Consider the following 19571-nt stretch of genomic DNA (forward strand, 5'->3'; position numbering starts at 1 on the left):
ATCGGGCAACGACGTCGGCATGCGCGCGCACATCTGGAACACATCGGGTCGGCCGCGTGCAACAACGCCGTCGCGCAGGTGTTCGCGCCCGACGGCTTCTACACGCAGCTCGCCGACCGGATGCTCGCGGCCCTTCCCTGGCGCTACCGGGTGCGCCGGAAGGGCCACGCACTGTGCACTCGCCTTCGAGAACTGGCCACCGGGCTCCACCCCGCCGCGTACGCCAAACTCGCCCAGCATCCGGTCCGCGACGGGTTGCTGCGCCTCCGGTTTCCGCCGTTCCTCGCGGACGTGCTGGATTCCGGCGCGGTCTTCGGCCCGAAGCAGATCCTCGGCGCGCTGAACCGGGACCATCTCACCACGACGTTGACCGCAGTGACCCCGCTCGTGTGCCCGGACCTCGAACATTGCCCGACTCGCGGCGAGATGTTGACGACCTACGCCTCGCCGGTCTTGGCCGACCGCCTGCACGCGGTCACCGCGGGCGCGGGGTGATCCGCAACCGACCCGTCAGTTCTCCGCCGCGAGCTGACCGCAGGCGGCCGCGATCTCCTGGCCACGGGTGTCGCGCACGGTGCACGGAACGCCGCCGTCGTTGACGCGACGGACGAACTCGCGCTCCACATCCTTCGGCGAGGCGTCCCACTTCGACCCCGGCGTGGGGTTCAGCGGGATGACGTTGACGTGCACCAGGTGCCCGAGGTGTGTGCGCAGACGCTTGGCCAGCAGGTCGGCGCGCCACGGCTGGTCGTTCATGTCCCGGATCAGCGCGTACTCGATCGACACGCGGCGCCCGGAGGTGTCCGCGTAGTAGCGCGCCGCCTCGAGGACCTCGTCGATCGCCCAGCGGTTGTTCACCGGCACGAGCGTGTCACGCAGCTCGTCGTCGGGCGTGTGCAGCGACACCGCGAGTCGCACCTGCATCCGCTCGTCCGCGAGCTTGCGGATCGCCGGAGCCAGGCCGACCGTCGACACGGTCACCGACCGCTGCGAGATACCCAGCCCCGAGGGCGCGGGCTCGGTGATCCGGCGCACCGCGGCCACGACCCGCTTGTAGTTGGCGAGCGGCTCCCCCATGCCCATGAACACGATGTTCGACAGCCTGCCCTCGCCACCCGACAACACGCCGTCGCGCATCACCGCGGCCGCCGACCTGACCTGGTCGACGATCTCCGCCGTCGACAGATTCCGCTCGAGTCCGCCCTGGCCGGTCGCGCAGAACGGGCACGCCATCCCGCACCCGGCCTGACTGGAGATGCACAACGTCGCCCGGTCCGGATAGCGCATGAGCACGCTCTCCAGCAGAGTCCCGTCGTGTGCCCGCCACAGTGTCTTGCGGGTCTCACCGTCGTCGCAGTCCATCGCGCGCACCTCGGTGAGCAGCGACGGCATCAGGTCGTCGACCAGCTTCTGCCGGGATGCGGCCGGGATGTCCGTCATCTGCTCGGGGTCGACGGTCAGCCGCGAGAAGTAGTGGTTCGACAGCTGCTTCGCACGGAACGGCTTCTCGCCGAGCTCGGCAACCGCCTCCGCACGCTCCTCCAGCGTGAGGTCGGCGAGATGCCGCGAGGGCAGGCCGCGGCGGGGCGCGTCGAAAACAAGGGGAAGGGCAGTCATAGCGCTCTCCATGGTCCCACATGTCGACATCGTGCGCGGCGACTGTTTCCGATATATCGTCGAGCTATCGAAAACGGTCGGAAGGGGATAGGACATCATGAGACGGCGACTCAGAGCATTCGTGCCGATGACCGACGACGACGACCACACGCGACCGGCCTTCGGTCCGCGCGGCGGCCCGTTCAGCGGCGAGTTCGGACCGGAGTTCGGCCCGGGCGTGCGCGGCGGAGGCCGGCGGGGACACGGCGGCCCCGGCAGGCGCGGCAAGCGCGGCGACGTGCGGTCGGCGATCCTGTCGCTGCTCGCCGAGCAACCGCGACACGGTTACGAGATCATCGGCGAGATCAGCGAACGCAGCGGCGGGTTCTGGCGCCCCAGCCCCGGGTCCATCTACCCCACGCTCCAGCTGCTGGCCGACGAAGGTCTCGTCCACGGCAGCGAGGACAACGGCAAGCGGCTGTTCGAGCTCACCGAGGAAGGCCGCGCCGCGGCCGGCAAGATCGAGACACCGCCGTGGGAACACTTCGCCCAGGAGGCCGACCCCAACGAGCTCAGGCTCCGCACGGCGACCCGCGCACTGATGGTCGCGACCAAGCAGGTGTCACAGGTGGGTTCGAGCGACCAGCGGGCCCGTGCCACCGACGCGCTCGACGAGGCCCGCCGCACGCTTTACGGGATACTCGGCGAAGCACCGTCGGACGAGGGCTGAAGGACGAGGCCCGTCGGCTTGCGCCGCACGAGCATCCGGTAACCGACCGGCAGCTCGAACCGGTCGCAGGCCCCGATGTTCCGGCGCAGCGTCTCCTCCACGGCCCGGCGGGCCACCCGTGGACTGAACTCGATGCCCAGCACAGCCTCCACGGCCTCGCGGCCGGGAAAAGCCCAGCGCGTCTCCACCCGCGTGCACGCGAACCCGGCGCGCTCGAAGAACGCGTCGACGGCGTCGGGGTCGTAGTGCGGCAGATCCTCACGCATCCACCCGCCGTACGGCTCGTGCCGGGTGTCGACGTCCACGATCACCAGCGCCCCGCCGGGCCGCAGGACCCGCTCGACCTCCCGCAACCCGGGCTCACAACCGGGACCGAAGAAGTACGCGGTGCGGGCATGCACCACGTCCACGGACGCGTCCTCGACCGGGATGCGCTGCGCGCGGCCCCGCGCGACCCGCACGTGCGCCGAGCCTTCCATCCGCTGCCGCGCCCTCCGCACCAGCGGCGCGTGCGGCTCGACCCCCAGTACGTGCCGCGCCTCCGACGCCAGTCGTGGCAGGTGGAATCCGTCACCGCACCCGAGGTCGACGACATCCCCGCCCGCCCACGGAACGCTCGCGGCCAGCTCCGCCCAGATCACCCCGTCGACGTCCTGCACCCGGTTCTCCAGCTCGTAGGTGCCGGGGTGGTACCAGATGTTCGGACTGGGATAGACCTCGGTCTTGCGCAGGAGCCGGTTCACGCACTCAGCGTATCGACGCCGCTTCCCCGGGCGTAAGATCATCCACGTCTCAGCTCGAGGACGGTTTCTGCTGGACGACGACGGCGCCGAAGGGTCTCGTGACCATGTCCGATACGAACGAACCCACCGCGATACTGGCCGCCGGCACGCCGTGCTGGGTCGAACTCGCCACCCCCGACGAATCCGCCGCGCGCGCGTATTACGAGCAGCTGTTCGGCTGGACGTTCGCCGTCAAACGCGATCCGGCGACGGTCAACCATCGCTACAACATCGCGACACTCGACGGCTGGGAGGTCGGCGGCATGTACGAGGCCGGCCGGAACCAGCCGACCGGCTGGGTACCGCATCTGGCCGTCACCAACGCCGCCGCCACCGCCGAATGGGTACACCACCTCGGCGGCGTCGTCACCCTCGGGCCCGTCGAGATCCCCGGCCGTGGCGCCATCGTGCACGCACTCGACCCGAGCGGCACACCCGTCGTGTTCTGGCAGCTCGCCGACAGCTGGACGTTCGCCCGGAGCCTTCCCGGCAGTTTCAGTGGCAGCGACCTGAACACGCACGACGCCGCCCGCGCCGACGACTTCTACGACAAGCTCTTCGGCTACGCCAGCCACCAGATCGGCACCGACGGCATCGACTACCTGGAATGGCGACTCGGTGCCGAGCCCGTCATCTACCGGTACGTACTGCCGCAGGAGGACGCCGGGCGCAGCCCCCACTGGATGGTGTACCTGCAGGTCGATCCGCACCGCGGTACCGACGCCGTTGCCGGGCAGAGCCTGATGCTCGGCGGGTCGGTGATCACCCCGCCGTTCGACACGCCGTTCGGGCGGGTCGCCGTGCTCGCCGACCCCGGCGGTGCGGTGTTCTCCGTGGTCGACCACAGCTGTCCGGTCGACCTGGGTATCGGCCGCGCCGAGGTCGACGATCCCTACGACGACTGAAACCCGCCGCGGACACGACAGCGGCGGGCGCCCGGGCGACGCGACCGGACGTCAGGCGGGCACGAAGGCGCTGAGCAACAGCCACGACGCGAGCGCCGACGGCAGCAGCGAATCGAGACGGTCCATGAGCCCGCCGTGCCCCGGCAGCAGGTTCCCCATGTCCTTGATTCCGAGGTCGCGTTTGATGAGCGACTCCATGAGGTCGCCGAGCGTCGCGGTCAGCACGATCGCGATCCCGAACAGCACGCCCTGCCACGCGACGCCGTCCACCAGCAGAGACAGCGCCAGCGAACCCGCCGCGATACCCGCGGCCAACGACCCGGCGAAGCCCTCCCAGGTCTTCTTCGGGCTGATCGACGGCGCCATCGGATGCCGGCCTCGCAGCACCCCGGCCACGTACCCGCCGGTGTCGGAGGCGACCACGACGACCATGAACGAGATGACCCGGCCCACACCGTCGTCCGGCGGCACGAGCATCGCCGCGAACGAGGCGAACAGCGGCAGATACGCCGCCGCGAACACGGACGACCCGACGTCGCGCACGTAGCCGTCGGCACCCGCGGGCAACCGCCACAACAGGCACACCAGCACCGTGACGACGAACGCCGTCAACGCACCTTCCCTGCCGAACGGCCACGCCAGCCAGATCATGGCCTGACCGCCGACCAGCACCGGTGTCATCGCGATGCGGATGTCGGCCGCCCTGCGGAACGCCTTGCTCAGCTCGACCGTGCCGATCGCGATGGCGATCGCGACGATCCCGATGAACAGGTAGCGGACCGTGAACAGCGACGTCAGGATCGCGCCGCCGAGCAGCACTCCCACGCCGATCGCGGCGGGCAGGTTCCGCCCGGCTTTGCCCTTCTCGTCCTGCTTCGGCACGGGTTCGTCGGGAGCCGCCGACGGGCCGGGCGGCTCGCCCTGTGAGGCGCGCCTGTCCGGCTGGTCACCCGGCTCTGCCACTGCGGCGTCGTTGCTCTCGTCCGGACGCCGGCCAGGATCGGCAGCACCGGAGCGCCGCTCCTGGTCGTCGGTCACGTTCGGCATCAGACCTCGAGCAGCTCGGATTCCTTGTGCTTGACGAGCTCCTCGACCTGGGCGACGTACTTGTCCGTGAGGTTCTGCAGCTCCTTCTCGGCGCGGGCGACCTCGTCCTCACCGGCTTCGCCGTCCTTGCCGATGCGGTCGAGCTCGTCCTTCGCCTTGCGCCGCACCCCGCGGACGGAGACGCGGGCGTCCTCGCCCTTCTGCTTGGCGACCTTGACCATCTCCTTGCGCCGCTCCTCGGTGAGCTGCGGGAAGACGACGCGGATGACGTGGCCGTCGTTGCTCGGGTTCACGCCCAGATCGGAGTCCCGGATGGCCTTCTCGATGGCCGCAAGCTGCGACGCGTCGTACGGCTTGACGACGGCCATCCGCGCCTCGGGGACGTTGATGCTGGCCATCTGGTTCAGCGGGGTCGGCGCGCCGTAGTACTCGACCGTGATGCGGGAGAACATCGCCGGGCTCGCCCTGCCGGTGCGCACCGACGACAGCTCCTCCTTGGCGTGAGACACCGCCTTTTCCATCTTCTCTTCTGCGTCGAAGAGTGTCTCGTCGATCACGGCTGCTCCAGGTTCGTCGGTGTACTGACCAGTGTCCCGATCCTCTCACCGCTGACCGCGCGTGCGATGTTGCCCTCGGTGAGGAGGTTGAAGACGATAATCGGCATGTTGTTGTCCATGCACAGGCTGAACGCCGTCGTGTCGGCCACCTTGAGGCCGCGTTCGAGCACCTCGCGGTGGGTGATCTCGTCGTACAGCTTGGCGCTCGCATCGACCCGCGGGTCGGCGGTGAACACGCCGTCGACGCCCTTGGCCATCAGCACGGCGTCGCAGCCGATCTCCAGCGCACGCTGGGCAGCGGCGGTGTCGGTGGAGAAGTAGGGCATGCCGGTTCCCGCGCCGAAAATGACCACGCGCCCCTTCTCCAGGTGACGCTCGGCCCGTCGCGGAATGTACGGCTCGGCGACCTGCCCCATCGTGATGGCGGTCTGCACCCGTGTCGGCACGCCTTCTTTCTCGAGGAAGTCCTGCAGCGCCAGCGAGTTCATCACGGTGCCGAGCATCGCCATGTAGTCAGCACGGTCACGGTCGAGTCCGCGCGTCGACAACTCCGCACCGCGGAAGAAGTTGCCGCCGCCGATGACGACCGCGATCTGCGCGCCGTCACGCACGACCTCGGCGATCTGCTCGGCGACCGAGTGGACCACGTCCGGGTCGACGCCGACGGAACCACCGCCGAACATCTCCCCGCCGAGCTTCAGCAGAACCCTTCGATAACCGCGTCCGGGCCGGTCGGTCTGTCCTTCGGTCATATCCGCTGGTCCCTTCAGCGTCTGCGGCGGCGATCGGACGGATGTCGGTGTCGATGTGCGTCTCGCACATGTGCCCCGCCTCCGGACTGGCGGGAGACGGGGCACATGTGTGCGAGCTGGCTCAGGCCTGGCCGACCTCGAAACGGGCGAACCGCGTCACGGTGACCCCGGCCTCGTCGAGCAGCGCCTTCACGGTCTTCTTGTTGTCCGTGACCGACGGCTGCTCCAGCAGGACGTTGTCCTTGTAGTAGGCGCCCACCTTGCCCTCGATGATCTTCGGCAGAGCCTGCTCCGGCTTGCCCTCCTCGCGGGCGGTCGACTCGGCGATCCGGCGCTCGTTGTCGACGGTCTCGGCCGGCACCTCGTCACGCGTGAGGTACTGCGCCTTGAGGGCCGCGACCTGCAGCGCCGCGCCGCGAGCGGCCTCGGCAGCCGCCTCGCCCTCGCCGGTGTACTCGATGAGCACGCCGACCGCGGGCGGGAGGCCCGAGCCACGGCGGTGCAGGTACGTCTCGACGTTACCGTCGAAGTGCGTGACCCGGCGGACCTCGAGCTTCTCACCGAGCTTGGCCGAGAGTTCCTGGACGAGCTCGGCGACGGACTTGCCGTCGACCTGGGCGGCCTTGAACGACTCGACGTCGTCGGTCTTCTGCTCCTGGGCGACCTGGACGAGCTTGTCGGCCAGCTGCTGGAACTCCTCGTTCTTCGCGACGAAGTCGGTCTCGGAGTTCAGCTCGACCAGGGCACCGCCGGCACCTGCCACCAGGCCCTCGGCGGTCGAACGCTCGGCACGCTTGCCGACGTCCTTGGCGCCCTTGATGCGCAGGATTTCAACGGCCTTGTCGAAGTCGCCTTCGCTCTCCTCCAGCGCCTTCTTGCAGTCCATCATGCCGGAGCCGGTGAGGTCGCGGAGGCGCTTCACGTCCGCCGCGGTGTAGTTCGCCATCGTGCGTTTCCGTTCTCTGTCGCGGGATGCGCAGGTGGTGTCGGTACTGGATCAGGAAGCGGTGCTCTGACCGGCGGCCTCGGAGCCGGCGAGGAGCTCCTGCTCCCACTCGGGCAGCGGCTCGGCGGCCTCGGGCTTGTCCTCACCCTCCGGAGCGGCGCCGTTGCGACCGGAACGCGCCATCAGACCGGCGGCGGCGGCCTCGGCCACGACCTTGGTCAGCAGGGCGGCCGAACGGATCGCGTCGTCGTTGCCCGGGATCGGGTAGTCGACCTCGTCCGGGTCGCAGTTGGTGTCCAGGATCGCCACGACCGGGATGTTGAGCTTGCGCGCCTCGCCGACGGCGATCTGCTCCTTCTTGGTGTCCACGATCCAGATGGCGCTCGGGACCTTGGACATGTCGCGGATACCGCCGAGGGTCTTCTCGAGCTTGTCCTTCTCGCGGGTCAGCGTGAGGATCTCGCGCTTGGTCAGACCCTGGAAGCCGCCGGTCTGCTCCTGCGACTCGAGCTCCTTCAGGCGCTGCAGACGCTTGTGCACCGTCTGGAAGTTGGTCAGCATGCCGCCGAGCCAGCGCTGGTTCACGAACGGCATGCCCACACGCTGGGCCTCCGTCGCGATGGCCTCCTGCGCCTGCTTCTTCGTGCCGACGAACAGGATCGTGCCGCCGTGCGCGACCGTCTCCTTGACGAACTCGAACGCGCGGTCGATGTAGCTCAGCGTCTGCTGCAGGTCGATGATGTAGATGCCGTTGCGCTCGGTGAGGATGTAGCGCTTCATCTTCGGGTTCCAGCGGCGGGTCTGGTGCCCGAAGTGCACGCCGGAATCGAGCAGCTGTTTCATGGTGACGACGGCCATGGCCTGGTTCGCACCTCTTCTGTCTGGGCGTACCGGACGTCTCGTCCGGTACGCGGGGCCGGTTGTCGCGGTCCACCGGGGTCGGTGGCCGCCCTGGTGCCGTGCCGGTGTCCGGACTCCCGGATCGTTCTCGGTCCGGGAGACCGCCGGGCACCGTTACCCCGATACGCGGCCGGAGCCGCGGGCGGGGCGCGCACGTGCACGCGAAGTCAGTCTGTGTGAACACAGACTGCGCCAAGTAGTGTACGCCGCCCGCCCCTCCGCGCTCGACCCGGAGGCCTCGTCCCCGCGAGTTGTCCACATCGAAGTCGCCCATCCACAGATTCGCAGCGCACGGCCACGGCCGACGCCACGCGGGGCACGCTGGGCGAATGAGGTTCCGTTCGACCGCGCGGTCGCGTGTGGGCACGCCTGCACCTGCGTGCGCGCACCAGTCCGGATCGCGCGGGCAGCGGCACCGACGACACACGGTCACCGTGCCCCGAACGCCCACGGACCCGGGGCACCTGTCCGTGGCGGCCGGTGTGCCCGTCACGGCCCGCACCAGCCGGGTAACGGCGGTCGTCGCCACGGTGGTCGCCGTCCTCGCGGCGCTCGTGCCGCCGACCTCGACCGTTCCACCCGGCACTTCGGGAGGGACCGGAACGGCCCGCCACGCCGAGCCCTCCGGAGCGTCGGGACCCGGCGTGGCGGGCGCGGCCGGGAGCCGCGCGGCGGACGGGAGGGCGGACGAAGTGACGCTCGCGTGGCCGCTGGAACCCCGTCCGGAGGTGGCGCGTCCGTTCGACCCGCCGGACAGCGAGTACGGCCCGGGCCACCGTGGCGTCGACCTGGTGGCCGAGCCCGGACAGCCGGTGTCGGTGGCCGCGGCGGGCCGGGTCGTGTACGCCGGTGACCTCGCCGGCAGAGGTGTCGTGTCGATCGAGCACCGCGACGGTTTGCGCACGACGTACGAACCGGTGTCCGCACAGGTCGCCGAAGGAGACCGGGTACGGGCCGGCGCCCGCATCGGCACCGTCGCCCGCGGCCACGACGGCTGCCCGGACTCCGCGTGCCTGCACTGGGGGCTCCGGCGCGGCGAGCAGTACCTCGACCCGCTCGCCTTCGTCGCGGCGGCGGGCCCGCTCCGCCTGAAACCCTGGCCCGGCTGACCCGGCGTGCCGACCCCGGCGTGCCGACCCCGGCCCGGGCTGCGCCGCGCACCGGCCGTGGTCCGGCGCCGGACGGGTCAGCTCCCGGTCTGCTCCTGGAGCTTCGCGCGCAGCCGCAGGACCGCCCGGGTGTGCAGTTGGCTGACGCGGGACTCGGTCACACCGAGCACCTTGCCGATCTCGGCGAGCGTCAGGCTCTCGAAGTAGTAGAGGCTGACGACGATCCGGTCCCGCTCGCTCAGTTGGGCGACGGCGTCGGCGAGCTGCTCGCGGTTGTCGCGGTCGACGAGCACCGCAGCGGGATCGACGGCGTCGTCGTCGGGCAGCGATTCGACGACCGATTCGCTGTCCCGGCCCGCCGCGACGAGCGTTTCGAGCGCGACGACGCTGGTGAGGCGCAACTGGCCGTAGAGCTCGTGCAGTTCGTTCAGCGAAATGCCCAACTCGGTGGCGACCTCGGCGTCCGTGGGCGTCCGGCCGAGCCGTGCACCGAGCCGCTCGAGCGTGCGCTCCACCTCGCGGGCGCGGCTGCGCACCACCCGCGGAACCCAGTCCTGCGAACGTAGATCGTCGAGAATCGCACCCCGGATGCGCTGCATCGCGTACGTCTCGAATCGCAGTCCGCGGCCCGGGTCGAACTTCTCGATCGCGTCGACGAGTCCGAAGATGCCCGACTGGATCAGGTCCGCGACGTCGACGTGCGTCGGCAGGCCCGTGCCCACCCGGCCCGCGACGTACTTGACCAGCGGGGCGTAGTGCAACACCAGGCGGTCCCGCACCCGCTGCGACGGTTCGGTGGCGAACTCGTGCCACAGCGCCTTGATGGCCGCGTCCGCCTCGGCACGGCCGCCTCCGGAGCTGCCACCACCGTCACCAGCTGCTGCGGCAACGTCGGAAGACGTGCTGGTGTCCGGGGCGCCGGTGTTCGGGGCGCCGGCCGGCACCGCCCCGTTCGAAGCGGCCTCGGTGGAAACGGTCTCGGAGCCGGGGTTCGCCGGGGCGCCGCCGGCCGCGACCGTCGGTGCGGCGCCGTCGTCACGGCGGTCGCCGTTGCCGTGGTGGCCACCGGCCGCGACGTCCTCGTCCGCCCGCGTCTCGCAGCGGTGCTGGTCGACCGGAGGGTCGGCGGCACGCAGGTCGGTGTCGGCCATCGGCTTCTCGACGGAGGTTTCGGCGGCGGGGTCGGCGAGGGGCACGTCGGCCGTCGGTGCTTCGGCCGTCGGTGCTTCGGCAGCCGGCGCGTCGGCGGGCTCCCGGGTGGACGTCACGTACTCACCCGCCCTGTGCGCAACCGTATGGGCCGAAACTCCACCGGCGTCACCGGGCACGGGGGTGGGTTCGGTCATGAATCGCCTTCAGCCGCTCGACGGTCACGTGCGTGTAGAGCTGCGTCGTGGACAGCGTAGCGTGACCGAGCAGTTCCTGAACGCTTCGCAGGTCCGCTCCCCCCTCGAGCAGGTGCGTCGCCGCCGTGTGCCGCAGCCCGTGCGGACCCATGCCCGCCGCGCCGGGCACCGACTCTACGGCGTCGTGCACGACGCGCCGCACCGTCCTCTGGTCGACCCGGCCACCGCGCGCGCCGAGGAACAGCGCAGGCCCGGATGCCGCGGTGGCGAGCGCGCCCCGTCCCGTATGGAGCCAGGACCGCAGCGCCCGCTCGGCAGGCAGCCCGAACGGGACCATCCGTTCCTTCGAGCCCTTGCCGAAGACCCGCACGAGTCTGCTGTCGAGGTCGGCGTCGTCCACGTCGACGGCGCACAACTCGGCGACCCGCATCCCGGTCGCGTACAGCATCTCCACCAGTGCGTGGTCGCGCAGTGCGACCGGATCCTCCTGCTGCGCCCCTGATGCGGATGCGCCGAGTACGTCGGCGGCCTGCTCCTGCCGCAGCACGCCCGGTAACCGGCGGTGCGGCTTCGGCGCCGCCAGGCGCAGCCCGGGATCGACCGCCAACAGCCCGCGGTCGACGGCCCACGCGGTGAACGTCCTCGCCGAGGCCGCCCGGCGCGCGAGTGTCGTGCGGCTGTGACCCTCGGCCCGCTGCTGTGCCAGCCACCCCCGCAGCACCTCGATGTCGAGCCCGTCCAATCCACCGGGGGCGTTCTCCGCGGCGTCGGTCGCCGCGTCGGAGCCACCTGCGGCCCCACCGGCGGCGCCGTCGGAGCTGGCGCCGCCTGCCATGGCGGAGCCGGTCTCGGATCCAGCCGTTCCGGATCCTCGGGTGGCGAGCTCCTCACTCCCCGCGCCGTCTTCGGACCCGCGGGCCACCGGGCCGTCGTGGCCGTCGTGGCCGTCGGAATCCTCCAGCCGGTGGAGAAACGCGACCATCGACACGACGTCGCCGACGTAGGCGCGGACCGTATGGGCCGACAGACCGCGTTCGGAAGCCAGGTGCCGCTCGTAGTCGTCGAGGACGGCCGCGACGCGCGCCGGTAGCCGCTCACGCAGTCGACGCAGGTCCGTACGCCGACCGGCGGCGCCCGCGGCCTGTCGCCCACGCGCGGTCGAAGAACTCATGCCGCTGACGCTGGGCCACGCCACCAACGGGGTCAAGCATCGCCACACCTCGATGATCAAGCTGCAATCAGCGGGTGCGCGGGTGACGTTCCCCCTTTCCGGTCACACGCCCGGACGATTTCACCCGACCAGGGACACCTACGGCGAGTCGCCAACCGGTCTCGCACCGTTCGGCCAAGCCGGACAGTTCCAGTTCCGGCAGCACCGCCCGTACCCGGGCGAGCGGTACACCCGACTCTTCGGCGACCTCGTCGGGAGAACGGCCCCGCCGCTCCCCCAGCGCCTCGTGCACGCGCAGGGCCTGTGGACCCAGGTCGTCGGTCGGCCTGCGGGGACGCGGCGCGGCCGTGTCGGCCCGCGGCTCGCCCAGCCGTCCGACGGTGTCGAGCACATCGGACACCGACCCCACCAACGTCGCGTACGCATCGCGGATCAGTTCGTGGCAGCCGACCGACATCGCGGAACCGACCGGCCCGGGAACCGCCATGACGACCTTGCCGAGAGTTCCCGCCGTCGACGACGTGTTGCGGGCGCCGCTGCGCTTTCCCGCCTCGACGACGACCGTTCCCGCGGTGAGTGCCGCGAGCAACCGGTTGCGGACGAGGAACCGGTGGCGTGCGGGCAGTGCGCCCGGTGGGTACTCGCTGACCACCGCGCCCCGTTCGGCGACCCGGTTGAGCAGTCCGACGTGGCCCGCCGGGTATCCGGCATCGAGTCCGCAGCCCAGCACCGCCACCGTCGGACCTCCCGCGGCCAGCGCGCCACGGTGGGCGGCACCGTCGATGCCGTAGGCCGCGCCGGAGAACACGCCGATCCCGTCGGCCACGAGGCCGTGGGCGAGTTCCGCGGCGGTGTGCTCGCCGTACTCGGTCGCCGCTCTCGCGCCGACCACGGCCACCGCGCCGTCCACGGCCTCGTCGAGACGTGCCGTACCCCGGACCCACAGGGCCAGCGGCGGCGCGACGCCCTCGGCCCCGCGGCCGGTCGCCACCTCGAGCGAGAGCAGCGGCCACGCGGGCCACTCGTCGTCCTCGGGGGTCAGGAGCCGGTAGCCGGCCTTCACGGCCCGCTCGAGGTCACGTTCCGATCGGTCCGTGCCGCGTCGCGCCTCGGTCTCCTGCGCAACCGGGTCAGGCACCTCGCCGCGACGCACCCGCTCGGCCGCCTCCACCGGGCCGTGTCTCGCGACGAACGCCACGAGCGCGGGAGCGGGTGGTTCGGCGGCACCGAGCAGATACGCGCGGGCGCGGTGCACGGGGTCTGCGGCGCAGGTGGCCCGGCGCGGCTCGGCGTCGACGCTGCGTTGCTCACTCATGCCGCCCTCCTGTCCCGGAACTCGAGCGCCGCCGCGACGTGGTCGGCGGTCGGTTCGTCGGCCTCTTCCAGGTCCGAGAGCGTCCATGCGATGCGCAGGCATCTGTCCGCTCCGCGGGCCGTGATCGCACCCCGGTTCAGCCCACGGTCGAGCAGCCGGGTCGCCTCGGCGGGCAGCGCGAACTCACGGCGCAGTACCGGACCCGGCACCTCGGCGTTGGTCTGCCAACCGTGATCCGACCATCGCTTGGCCGCGCGTTCGCGGGCGGCGACGACCCGTTCACGCACCCGTCCGGTCGGCTCGGGCTGCTGCTCGCCCGCCACGTTCATCGCGGTGGCGGGGCGCATCCGCACGCGCAGATCGACCCGGTCCAGCAACGGCCCCGACAGTTTCGCCAGGTAGCGGCGCCGTGCCGCCGGACTGCAACTGCACTCCGTTTCCCGCGGGGGCGCGCACGGGCACGTGTTCGTGGCCAGCACCAGCTGGAACCGGGCGGGGTAGCGCACCGAACCGCGGGACCGGGCGATCCGCACCTCGCCCTCCTCGAGCACCGTGCGGAGCGCTTCGAGACGTTCACCGCCGTACTCGGCGGCTTCGTCGAGGAACAACACACCGCGATGTGCCTTGCTGATCGCGCCCGGTGCCGCGATCCCGCTGCCACCCCCGATCAGCGCGGCGACCGAGATCGAATGATGGGGCGCGACGAACGGAGGTACCCGCACCAGTGGTGAGTCTCGCTCCAGGGACCCGTCGACCGAGTGCACCGCGGTGACCTCGAGTGCCTCGTCGTCGCCGAGTTCCGGCAACAGCCCGGGCAGCCGCGTGGCCAGCATGGTCTTTCCGACGCCGGGCGGTCCTGTCATCAGCAGGTTGTGCCCGCCCGCCGCCGCGACCTCCAGCGCCCAGCGCGCCTCCGGTTGTCCGACGACGTCGGCCAGGTCCGACTGCTCCGGCGGCGTGCGGTCGCGTTCCGGTTCGGCCTCGGCCAGCCGGCCCTCGTCGGACAGCCAGGCGATGAGCTCGCCGAGGCGTTCGGCCCCGACCACGTCGATACCGCCGACCAGCGACCCTTCGGCGAGCGATTCGAGCGCCACCACCGCCCGGCGGTAACCGGCCTTCCGCGCCGTCAGCAGCGCGGGCAGCACACCGCGCACAGGACGGACCCTGCCGTCGAGCGCGAGCTCCCCGAGCAGCACGGTGTCCAGCAGTTTGGGGGTCGGCACCGCGCCCGACGCGGCGAGCACGGCCACCGCGATCCCCAGGTCGTAGCCGGAGCCGTCCTTCGGCAGGTCGGCCGGCGACAGGCCGAGCGTCACGTTGCTGTCGGGCCAGCGCTGACCGCTGTTGCGCACGGCCGCCCGCACGCGGTCCTTGGCCTCGCGCAGGCCCGCGTCCGGCAACCCCACGAGTTTCGTTCCCGGCAGGCCGGCACCGATGTCGGCCTCGATCTCCACCGGCCGCCCCTCGATACCGATGAGCGCGACCGACCAGGCACGTGCGAGCGGCATCAGAACGCTCCCGGGATGTGCCGGACCGTCGGCTCGCCGCCCGGAGGACAGTCCACGGACAGCACGTCGAACCTGATCGGGCACCAGCCCACCTGGAACTCCGACAGCCACCGCGACGTGATCCGGCGGATCCGCGCCTGCTTGTCCTCGGTCACTGCCTCGGCCGGCTCGCCGAACCGGCGACCGGACCGGGTCTTGACCTCGCACACCACCAATGTCGAGCGATCGGTCGCGACGATGTCGAGCTCGCCTTCACGGCATCTCCAGTTGCGGCTCAGCACGATCAGGCCACGCTCGGTCAGATATCGCGCCGCCAGGTCCTCGCCCCGGCGCCCCAGGTCGAGATGGGATCGTTTGCCGCGTGTCCGGGAACCTCCGTTCCCGGGGTCGCGCACCGTGATACTCACTCGCGTTCACCCCCAAGGTTCGTGGCCGGCGCTCGCCGGCCCCGCACCCACCATCACCGGGTCGCCGCCGCGACGGCAGGGGGTTTCCGCGAAGTTGTGGACAACCGGGGCGATGTGGACAACCCGCTCAGCCGGGCGAGCCGTCCCCCGGCATCGTCAGGGGTCCGTGCTAACCGGCGGCCCGCCCGGGGCGGTGTACCGCACAGGGGCCGCTGCGGACGGGGTGTCAGCCGCCGAACGGGCCTTCCTCGGGCAACCTCAGCTCGGGCTTCTCCAGCTCCTCGACGTTCACGTCCTTGAAGGTGATCACGCGGACGCTCTTGACGAAGCGGGCCGGGCGGTACATGTCCCACACCCACGCGTCCGACATGCGCACCTCGAAGTACACCTCGCCGCCGCTGTCACGCACCTGCACGTCGACGGAGTTGGCCAGGTAGAACCGCCGCTCGGTCTCCACGACGTACGAGAACTGCCCGACGATGTCGCGGTACTCCCGGTACAGCGACAGTTCCATCTCGGTCTCGTACTTCTCGAGATCCTCTGCGCTCATCTGCTCCTCGCAAGCCTTGCAGCCGGTCGGTGGCGAACAACCATTGTGACACCCGAACACCGCGGCCGGAGAAGAGTCGGGCGGCACCGGTTTCCGCCTCACCCGGTGGGCACGTCGAACAATGCTTCCTGGTTGTCGACGGCGGGGCCCTGCTTCGCCTGGAGCGCAGCCGCGGTCAACAGCACCGGATGCGGCGGGTGCAGGTCGTGCGTCTTCGCGGCGACGGCCACGTTCGTGTACGACCAGCGGTGCGCCGGGCAGGGCCCGTGGACCGTGAGGGCCTCGCCGTGGTCGGTCGTCGTGTAGCCCTTGTGCACGTCGAAGCCGTACTGCGGATACTCGGCGTGCACGTCGGCCATGATCCGATCACGCGTGACCTTGGCCAGTACCGAGGCCGCCGCCACGCACGCCGCCACCCGATCACCCTTGATCACGGGAACGCTCGGCGCCGGCAGCCCGGGCACCCTGAAGCCGTCGATCAGCACGTAGCCCGGTGCCACCTGCAGCCGCGTGACCGCCCTGCGCATGCCTTCGATGTTGGTCACGTGAATACCGCGGGCGTCCACCTCGTCGGGCGGCACGACCACGATCGAGTAGGCGACCGCGCGGCGGACGACCCGCTCGTACACGCGATCCCGGGCCGCCGCCGTCAGCAGCTTCGAATCGGTCAGTTCCGAGAGACGGGAGGCGTCGCCGGGCCGTAACACGCACGCGGCCACAACCAGGGGCCCCGCGCAGGCACCGCGGCCCGCCTCGTCGACGCCCGCCACCGGGCCCAGGCCACGACGGTCCAGCGCGCCCTGCAGCGCCCACGGCATCGCACCTCGGATGATCGCGCGCGGGGGCCGCAGGGCCGCCGACGACAGCAGCGAGGGCTTCCTCGCCCCCTTCGCGACGGCAGAGGACTTCGCGGCGGGGGACGCCGATGTCGGGGAACGGTTCGACGGATTGGGCACGGGACGCTCCAACACTCGTCCGCCGGGTCAGCGGTCGCGGCGCAGCACTCCGCCCGCGGCGGCGCCGACACGGCGTCCCGTCGCGAGCACCGGCCACGCCGCCAGGGCACCTGTGGCCAGCGGGATGCCCTGTTGCCAGGCGGGCGCGCTCATGGCTTCGGCCTGCTGCTGCGGATTGTCCGCGTGAATGATTCCCCACCGGGACGGCGGCAGGACGATCAGGCGCGCCTTGCCGATGATGTTGTCAACGGGAACCGCGCCAGAGGCTCCGCCACCGTCGTTGTGGTAGCGGGAATCGGCCGAGTTGTTGCGATTGTCGCCCATGACCCAGACGTACCCCTCGGGCACGGTGACCTGGTCGAACGAAGCCTGCGGGCGGCCCCCCTCGAGATGCAGGTACGGCTCCTCGAGCGGCTTGCCGTCCACCAGGACCCGGTTCTGGTCGTCGCAGCATTCGACGGTCTGCCCGCCGGTCGCGATGACCCGCTTGACGAAGTCGCGCTCATCGGGCGGGGCGAGCCCGAAGGCGGAGCCGACCATCTGGAAGAAGTCGGCCACGGCGTTGCCGCCGTCGTCCAGTCCCGGTCCGACCCACGAGTCGGGGCCGCGGAACACCACGACCTCGCCGGGGTCGGGGTCCGAGAAGTCGTAGACCAGCTTGTCGACCAGGATCCGGTCGGGTGTGCAGCCGGGGCAGCCGTGCAGCGTCTGCTCCATCGACCCCGACGGGATCATGTAGACCCGCGCGAAGAACTGCTGGATGACGAAGGCGAGCACCAGCGCGATCCCGATCAGGATCGGGAGTTCCTTCCAGAACGAACGCTGCTTCTTCGCCTTGCCCTTGCTCCGCCGGCTGCGGGACCGCTCACTCACGCCGTCGGCGGCCTGTGCCTTCTCGCCGTTCTCCTCGGACGAGTCGGACCGGCCGGTCGGCGTTTCGAACGGATTCTTACGCTCGTCGTCCGGGTTCTCCGGCTCGTCCTGGGGGGCGTTTGAAGGCACAGGCTCGACCACGACGTCAGGCTACGGGAAGCTCCGGAGCTATCAGGAAGCGGCGGTCTCGCGGCGCTCCTTGATCTTGGCTGCCTTGCCGCGCAGATTGCGGAGGTAGTAGAGCTTCGCCCGGCGGACGTCACCCTTCTTGGAGACCTCGATCTTGGCGATGTTCGGCGTGTGCACCGGGAACGTGCGCTCCACACCGATACCGAACGACATCTTGCGGACGGTGAACGTCTCGCGGATGCCGCCGCCCTGACGAGCGATCACGACGCCCTCGAAGACCTGGTTCCGCTCGCGGTTGCCCTCGATGACGCGGACGTGAACCTTGAGCGTGTCGCCCGGGCGGAAGTAGGGGATGTCGGAACGCAGCGACTCAGCGTCCAGCGCGTCCAGGGTGTTCATCTTCAGGTCCGTCCTCGTCCTTGTGGCAATGTGGCTTGACATGTCCGGGCGCGCACCGGCCTCGCAGCGGGCGGCCCAGGAGTTCTCGGCAGCGCGTGTTCACACGTCGCGCCAACTGGTCAAGTATGGCATGGGGGATGTCCGCGCCGGACACGGGGCCGTCGGCAGGCACCGTCATGCCTGGTCGTGCCCCTGGCCGGCACCGGGCCCGCCGGTGTCGGCGCGGAGCTCGTCGAGTACCGCGCGGTCGTGGGCGTCGAGTTCGTCGGCGAGCCGGTCGAGCAGCTCGGGACGGCGGTGGAACGTACGCTCCAGAGCCTGGTCACGGCGCCAGCGGTCGATCCGGGCATGGTTGCCGGAGCGCAGCACGTCCGGCACCGCCAGGTCACGCCACACCTCGGGCCGCGTGAAGCTGGGCCCTTCCAGCAGCCCGTCGGAGAACGAGTCCTGTTCGGCGGAGACCGGATTACCGAGGACGCCGGGCAGCAGCCGGACCACGGCCTCGACCATGACCAGCACCGCCGCCTCGCCCCCGACGAGCACGTAGTCGCCGATCGACACCTCGTCGACGGGCATCCGCCGCGCCGCGTCGTCGAACACGCGCTGGTCGATGCCCTCGTAACGGCCGCACGCGAATACGAGGTGTTCCTCCTCGGCGTACTCGCGCGCCATCGCCTGGGTGAACGGCCTGCCCGCCGGCGTGGGCACGATCAGCCGGGACCGGTCGGTACAGACGGCGTCGAGCGCCTCACCCCAGACCTGCGGCTTCATCACCATGCCAGGACCGCCGCCGTACGGCGCGTCGTCGACGGCCCGGTGCACGTCGTAGGTCCAGTCCCGCAGGTCGTGCACCCCGATCTCGATCAGCCCGCGGTCGATCGCCCTGCCCAGCAACGCGGCACGCAGCGGCTGCAGATACTCGGGGAAGATCGTGAGGGCGTCGAGTTTCACAACGGGAGCTTTCGGCGGTGTTCGTGGACTGGATCGGCCGCGGGACCGGAGCCCGGGGCCGGGGCGGCCGTCATCGGGTGGACTCGTCCCGATCGGCCGCGTCGTCGGGAGTACCGGCGGTCTCGGCCGCGTCGTCGAGAAGACCGTCGGGCGGGTCCAGCACGACGCGTCCACCCGCGACGTCGACCTCCGGCACGATCTGCCGCACGAACGGTACGAGCGCCTCACCGCCGTCCCGGTCGAGGGAGAGCAACTCACCCCCCGGCGAGTGGACGACCTCGCGCACGGTTCCGACGACGGTGCCGTCGGTCAGTTCCGCACGCAGCCCTTCGAGTTCGTGGTCGTAGAACTCGTCGGGGTCGTCGATCGGCGGCAGTTCACGGGCTTCGGCGAGCAGCAGCAGCCCGCGTTGCCGCTCCGCCTCGGTTCGGTCGGGCACCTCCTCGAAACGCAGCAGCAGCCGCCCGCTGTGCCAACGGGCGGCTGCCACTGTGAGTCGAGTCGTGCGACCGTTACGGGACTTGCCGGTCAGTACCACGCCTTCGGCGAAGCGCTCCTCTGGCGAGTCGGTCCGCACGTCCACGGCGAGTTCGCCGCGAATGCCGTGCGCTTTCGCGACCCGGCCGACCACGACCTGCACGG

Annotated in this window: 22 protein-coding genes; 4 read left to right on the forward strand and 18 right to left on the reverse strand. The window is 70.8% G+C overall.

The genetic code is table 11. The features are described from left to right. Positions 1 to 78: 78 nt before the first annotated feature. On the forward strand, positions 79 to 495 hold the full coding sequence (locus FHS23_RS15495) for a hypothetical protein (RefSeq protein WP_343053972.1): 417 nt from the start codon (positions 79 to 81) through the stop codon (positions 493 to 495). Positions 496 to 510: 15 nt separating this feature from the next. On the opposite strand, the gene rlmN is transcribed toward FHS23_RS15495, so the two are convergent. Then, positions 511 to 1617, reverse strand: a complete 1107-nt coding sequence (gene rlmN / locus FHS23_RS15500; protein WP_183655393.1) for a dual-specificity RNA methyltransferase RlmN — start codon at positions 1615 to 1617, stop codon at positions 511 to 513. Between the two features lie 127 nt (positions 1618 to 1744). On the opposite strand from rlmN, the gene FHS23_RS15505 reads away from it, so the two are divergent. After that, entirely contained in the window at positions 1745 to 2326 is a 582-nt protein-coding gene (locus tag FHS23_RS15505) for a PadR family transcriptional regulator (protein WP_246382201.1), read from the forward strand. Here FHS23_RS15505 and FHS23_RS15510 read toward each other — a convergent pair. Next, on the reverse strand, positions 2287 to 3111 hold the full coding sequence (locus tag FHS23_RS15510) for a class I SAM-dependent methyltransferase (protein WP_183655399.1): 825 nt from the start codon (positions 3109 to 3111) through the stop codon (positions 2287 to 2289). The two genes, FHS23_RS15505 and FHS23_RS15510, sit on opposite strands and share 40 nt — an antisense overlap. A 62-nt stretch (positions 3112 to 3173) precedes the next feature. Between FHS23_RS15510 and FHS23_RS15515 the strand changes: the two genes are divergently transcribed. Continuing rightward, a complete protein-coding gene (locus tag FHS23_RS15515; RefSeq protein WP_183655403.1) occupies positions 3174 to 4013 on the forward strand; it encodes a VOC family protein in 840 nt (279 codons plus the stop codon). Positions 4014 to 4064: 51 nt separating this feature from the next. Here the strand turns inward: FHS23_RS15515 and FHS23_RS15520 are convergent, their stop codons facing one another. The 5 genes from FHS23_RS15520 to rpsB form a co-directional block, all read right to left on the reverse strand. Beyond that, positions 4065 to 5060, reverse strand: a complete 996-nt coding sequence (locus tag FHS23_RS15520; RefSeq protein WP_246382203.1) for a phosphatidate cytidylyltransferase — start codon at positions 5058 to 5060, stop codon at positions 4065 to 4067. Beyond that, complete coding sequence (gene frr, locus FHS23_RS15525) at positions 5060 to 5617, reverse strand: ribosome recycling factor (RefSeq protein ID WP_183655406.1); 558 nt, start codon at positions 5615 to 5617, stop codon at positions 5060 to 5062. Before frr ends, FHS23_RS15520 begins: the two co-directional genes overlap by 1 nt. Continuing rightward, positions 5614 to 6369 carry a UMP kinase gene (gene pyrH / locus FHS23_RS15530; protein WP_183655409.1) on the reverse strand — a complete coding sequence of 252 codons (756 nt, stop codon included), beginning with the start codon at positions 6367 to 6369 and terminating at the stop codon, positions 5614 to 5616. The genes frr and pyrH overlap by 4 nt, the downstream gene beginning before the upstream one ends. Before the next feature lie 121 nt (positions 6370 to 6490). Beyond that, positions 6491 to 7315 carry a translation elongation factor Ts gene (gene tsf / locus FHS23_RS15535; RefSeq protein WP_183655412.1) on the reverse strand — a complete coding sequence of 275 codons (825 nt, stop codon included), beginning with the start codon at positions 7313 to 7315 and terminating at the stop codon, positions 6491 to 6493. A gap of 51 nt (positions 7316 to 7366) precedes the next feature. Beyond that, positions 7367 to 8173 (reverse strand): 30S ribosomal protein S2, encoded by an 807-nt coding sequence (gene rpsB / locus FHS23_RS15540; protein ID WP_183655415.1) that lies wholly within the window; start codon positions 8171 to 8173, stop codon positions 7367 to 7369. A gap of 476 nt (positions 8174 to 8649) precedes the next feature. On the opposite strand from rpsB, the gene FHS23_RS15545 reads away from it, so the two are divergent. Then, positions 8650 to 9324: a M23 family metallopeptidase gene (locus FHS23_RS15545; protein ID WP_343053975.1), complete on the forward strand. Its 675-nt coding sequence runs from the start codon at positions 8650 to 8652 to the stop codon at positions 9322 to 9324. A gap of 77 nt (positions 9325 to 9401) precedes the next feature. Here FHS23_RS15545 and FHS23_RS15550 read toward each other — a convergent pair whose 3' ends face one another. The 11 genes from FHS23_RS15550 to rimM form a co-directional block, all read right to left on the reverse strand. Beyond that, the gene (locus FHS23_RS15550; protein ID WP_183656185.1) at positions 9402 to 10268 is read right to left on the reverse strand and encodes a FliA/WhiG family RNA polymerase sigma factor; all 867 of its coding nucleotides are present in this window, start codon (positions 10266 to 10268) and stop codon (positions 9402 to 9404) included. Positions 10269 to 10641: 373 nt separating this feature from the next. After that, the gene (locus FHS23_RS15555) at positions 10642 to 11841 is read right to left on the reverse strand and encodes a tyrosine recombinase XerC (RefSeq protein WP_183655421.1); all 1200 of its coding nucleotides are present in this window, start codon (positions 11839 to 11841) and stop codon (positions 10642 to 10644) included. A gap of 67 nt (positions 11842 to 11908) precedes the next feature. Beyond that, positions 11909 to 13156: a DNA-processing protein DprA gene (dprA, locus tag FHS23_RS15560; RefSeq protein ID WP_183655435.1), complete on the reverse strand. Its 1248-nt coding sequence runs from the start codon at positions 13154 to 13156 to the stop codon at positions 11909 to 11911. After that, positions 13153 to 14664, reverse strand: coding sequence for a YifB family Mg chelatase-like AAA ATPase (locus tag FHS23_RS15565; RefSeq protein ID WP_183655438.1), 1512 nt, complete (start codon positions 14662 to 14664; stop codon positions 13153 to 13155). The genes dprA and FHS23_RS15565 overlap by 4 nt, the downstream gene beginning before the upstream one ends. Then, on the reverse strand, positions 14664 to 15065 hold the full coding sequence (locus FHS23_RS15570) for a YraN family protein (protein WP_183656190.1): 402 nt from the start codon (positions 15063 to 15065) through the stop codon (positions 14664 to 14666). The genes FHS23_RS15565 and FHS23_RS15570 overlap by 1 nt, the downstream gene beginning before the upstream one ends. 232 nt (positions 15066 to 15297) lie before the next feature. Then, the gene (locus FHS23_RS15575; protein ID WP_183655439.1) at positions 15298 to 15621 is read right to left on the reverse strand and encodes a DUF2469 domain-containing protein; all 324 of its coding nucleotides are present in this window, start codon (positions 15619 to 15621) and stop codon (positions 15298 to 15300) included. 98 nt (positions 15622 to 15719) lie between these two features. Beyond that, complete coding sequence (locus FHS23_RS15580; RefSeq protein ID WP_343054006.1) at positions 15720 to 16454, reverse strand: ribonuclease HII; 735 nt, start codon at positions 16452 to 16454, stop codon at positions 15720 to 15722. A 150-nt stretch (positions 16455 to 16604) separates the two neighbouring features. Beyond that, the gene (gene lepB / locus FHS23_RS15585; RefSeq protein WP_343053977.1) at positions 16605 to 17579 is read right to left on the reverse strand and encodes a signal peptidase I; all 975 of its coding nucleotides are present in this window, start codon (positions 17577 to 17579) and stop codon (positions 16605 to 16607) included. Between the two features lie 42 nt (positions 17580 to 17621). Beyond that, the gene (gene rplS / locus FHS23_RS15590; protein WP_183655443.1) at positions 17622 to 17978 is read right to left on the reverse strand and encodes a 50S ribosomal protein L19; all 357 of its coding nucleotides are present in this window, start codon (positions 17976 to 17978) and stop codon (positions 17622 to 17624) included. A 174-nt stretch (positions 17979 to 18152) separates the two neighbouring features. Continuing rightward, the gene (trmD, locus tag FHS23_RS15595; protein WP_183655445.1) at positions 18153 to 18929 is read right to left on the reverse strand and encodes a tRNA (guanosine(37)-N1)-methyltransferase TrmD; all 777 of its coding nucleotides are present in this window, start codon (positions 18927 to 18929) and stop codon (positions 18153 to 18155) included. A 70-nt stretch (positions 18930 to 18999) separates the two neighbouring features. Next, the gene (rimM, locus tag FHS23_RS15600; RefSeq protein WP_183655448.1) at positions 19000 to 19569 is read right to left on the reverse strand and encodes a ribosome maturation factor RimM; all 570 of its coding nucleotides are present in this window, start codon (positions 19567 to 19569) and stop codon (positions 19000 to 19002) included. Between the last annotated feature and the right edge of the window lie 2 nt (positions 19570 to 19571).

The sequence above is a fragment of the Prauserella isguenensis genome, from assembly GCF_014191605.1.
Classification (GTDB): domain Bacteria; phylum Actinomycetota; class Actinomycetes; order Mycobacteriales; family Pseudonocardiaceae; genus Prauserella; species Prauserella isguenensis.

Excerpts from the sequence above, each read along its gene's own strand:
- rlmN (WP_183655393.1), bottom strand. The coding sequence starts at position 1,617 with ATGACTGCCCTTCCCCTTGTTTTCGACGCGCCCCGCCGCGGCCTGCCC.
- FHS23_RS15505 (WP_246382201.1), top strand. The coding sequence starts at position 1,745 with ATGACCGACGACGACGACCACACGCGACCGGCCTTCGGTCCGCGCGGC.
- FHS23_RS15510 (WP_183655399.1), bottom strand. The coding sequence starts at position 3,111 with ATGATCTTACGCCCGGGGAAGCGGCGTCGATACGCTGAGTGCGTGAAC.
- FHS23_RS15515 (WP_183655403.1), top strand. The coding sequence starts at position 3,174 with ATGTCCGATACGAACGAACCCACCGCGATACTGGCCGCCGGCACGCCG.
- FHS23_RS15520 (WP_246382203.1), bottom strand. The coding sequence starts at position 5,060 with ATGCCGAACGTGACCGACGACCAGGAGCGGCGCTCCGGTGCTGCCGAT.
- pyrH (WP_183655409.1), bottom strand. The coding sequence starts at position 6,369 with ATGACCGAAGGACAGACCGACCGGCCCGGACGCGGTTATCGAAGGGTT.
- tsf (WP_183655412.1), bottom strand. The coding sequence starts at position 7,315 with ATGGCGAACTACACCGCGGCGGACGTGAAGCGCCTCCGCGACCTCACC.
- rpsB (WP_183655415.1), bottom strand. The coding sequence starts at position 8,173 with ATGGCCGTCGTCACCATGAAACAGCTGCTCGATTCCGGCGTGCACTTC.
- FHS23_RS15555 (WP_183655421.1), bottom strand. The coding sequence starts at position 11,841 with ATGAGTTCTTCGACCGCGCGTGGGCGACAGGCCGCGGGCGCCGCCGGT.
- dprA (WP_183655435.1), bottom strand. The coding sequence starts at position 13,156 with ATGAGTGAGCAACGCAGCGTCGACGCCGAGCCGCGCCGGGCCACCTGC.
- FHS23_RS15565 (WP_183655438.1), bottom strand. The coding sequence starts at position 14,664 with ATGCCGCTCGCACGTGCCTGGTCGGTCGCGCTCATCGGTATCGAGGGG.
- FHS23_RS15575 (WP_183655439.1), bottom strand. The coding sequence starts at position 15,621 with ATGAGCGCAGAGGATCTCGAGAAGTACGAGACCGAGATGGAACTGTCG.
- rplS (WP_183655443.1), bottom strand. The coding sequence starts at position 17,978 with ATGAACACCCTGGACGCGCTGGACGCTGAGTCGCTGCGTTCCGACATC.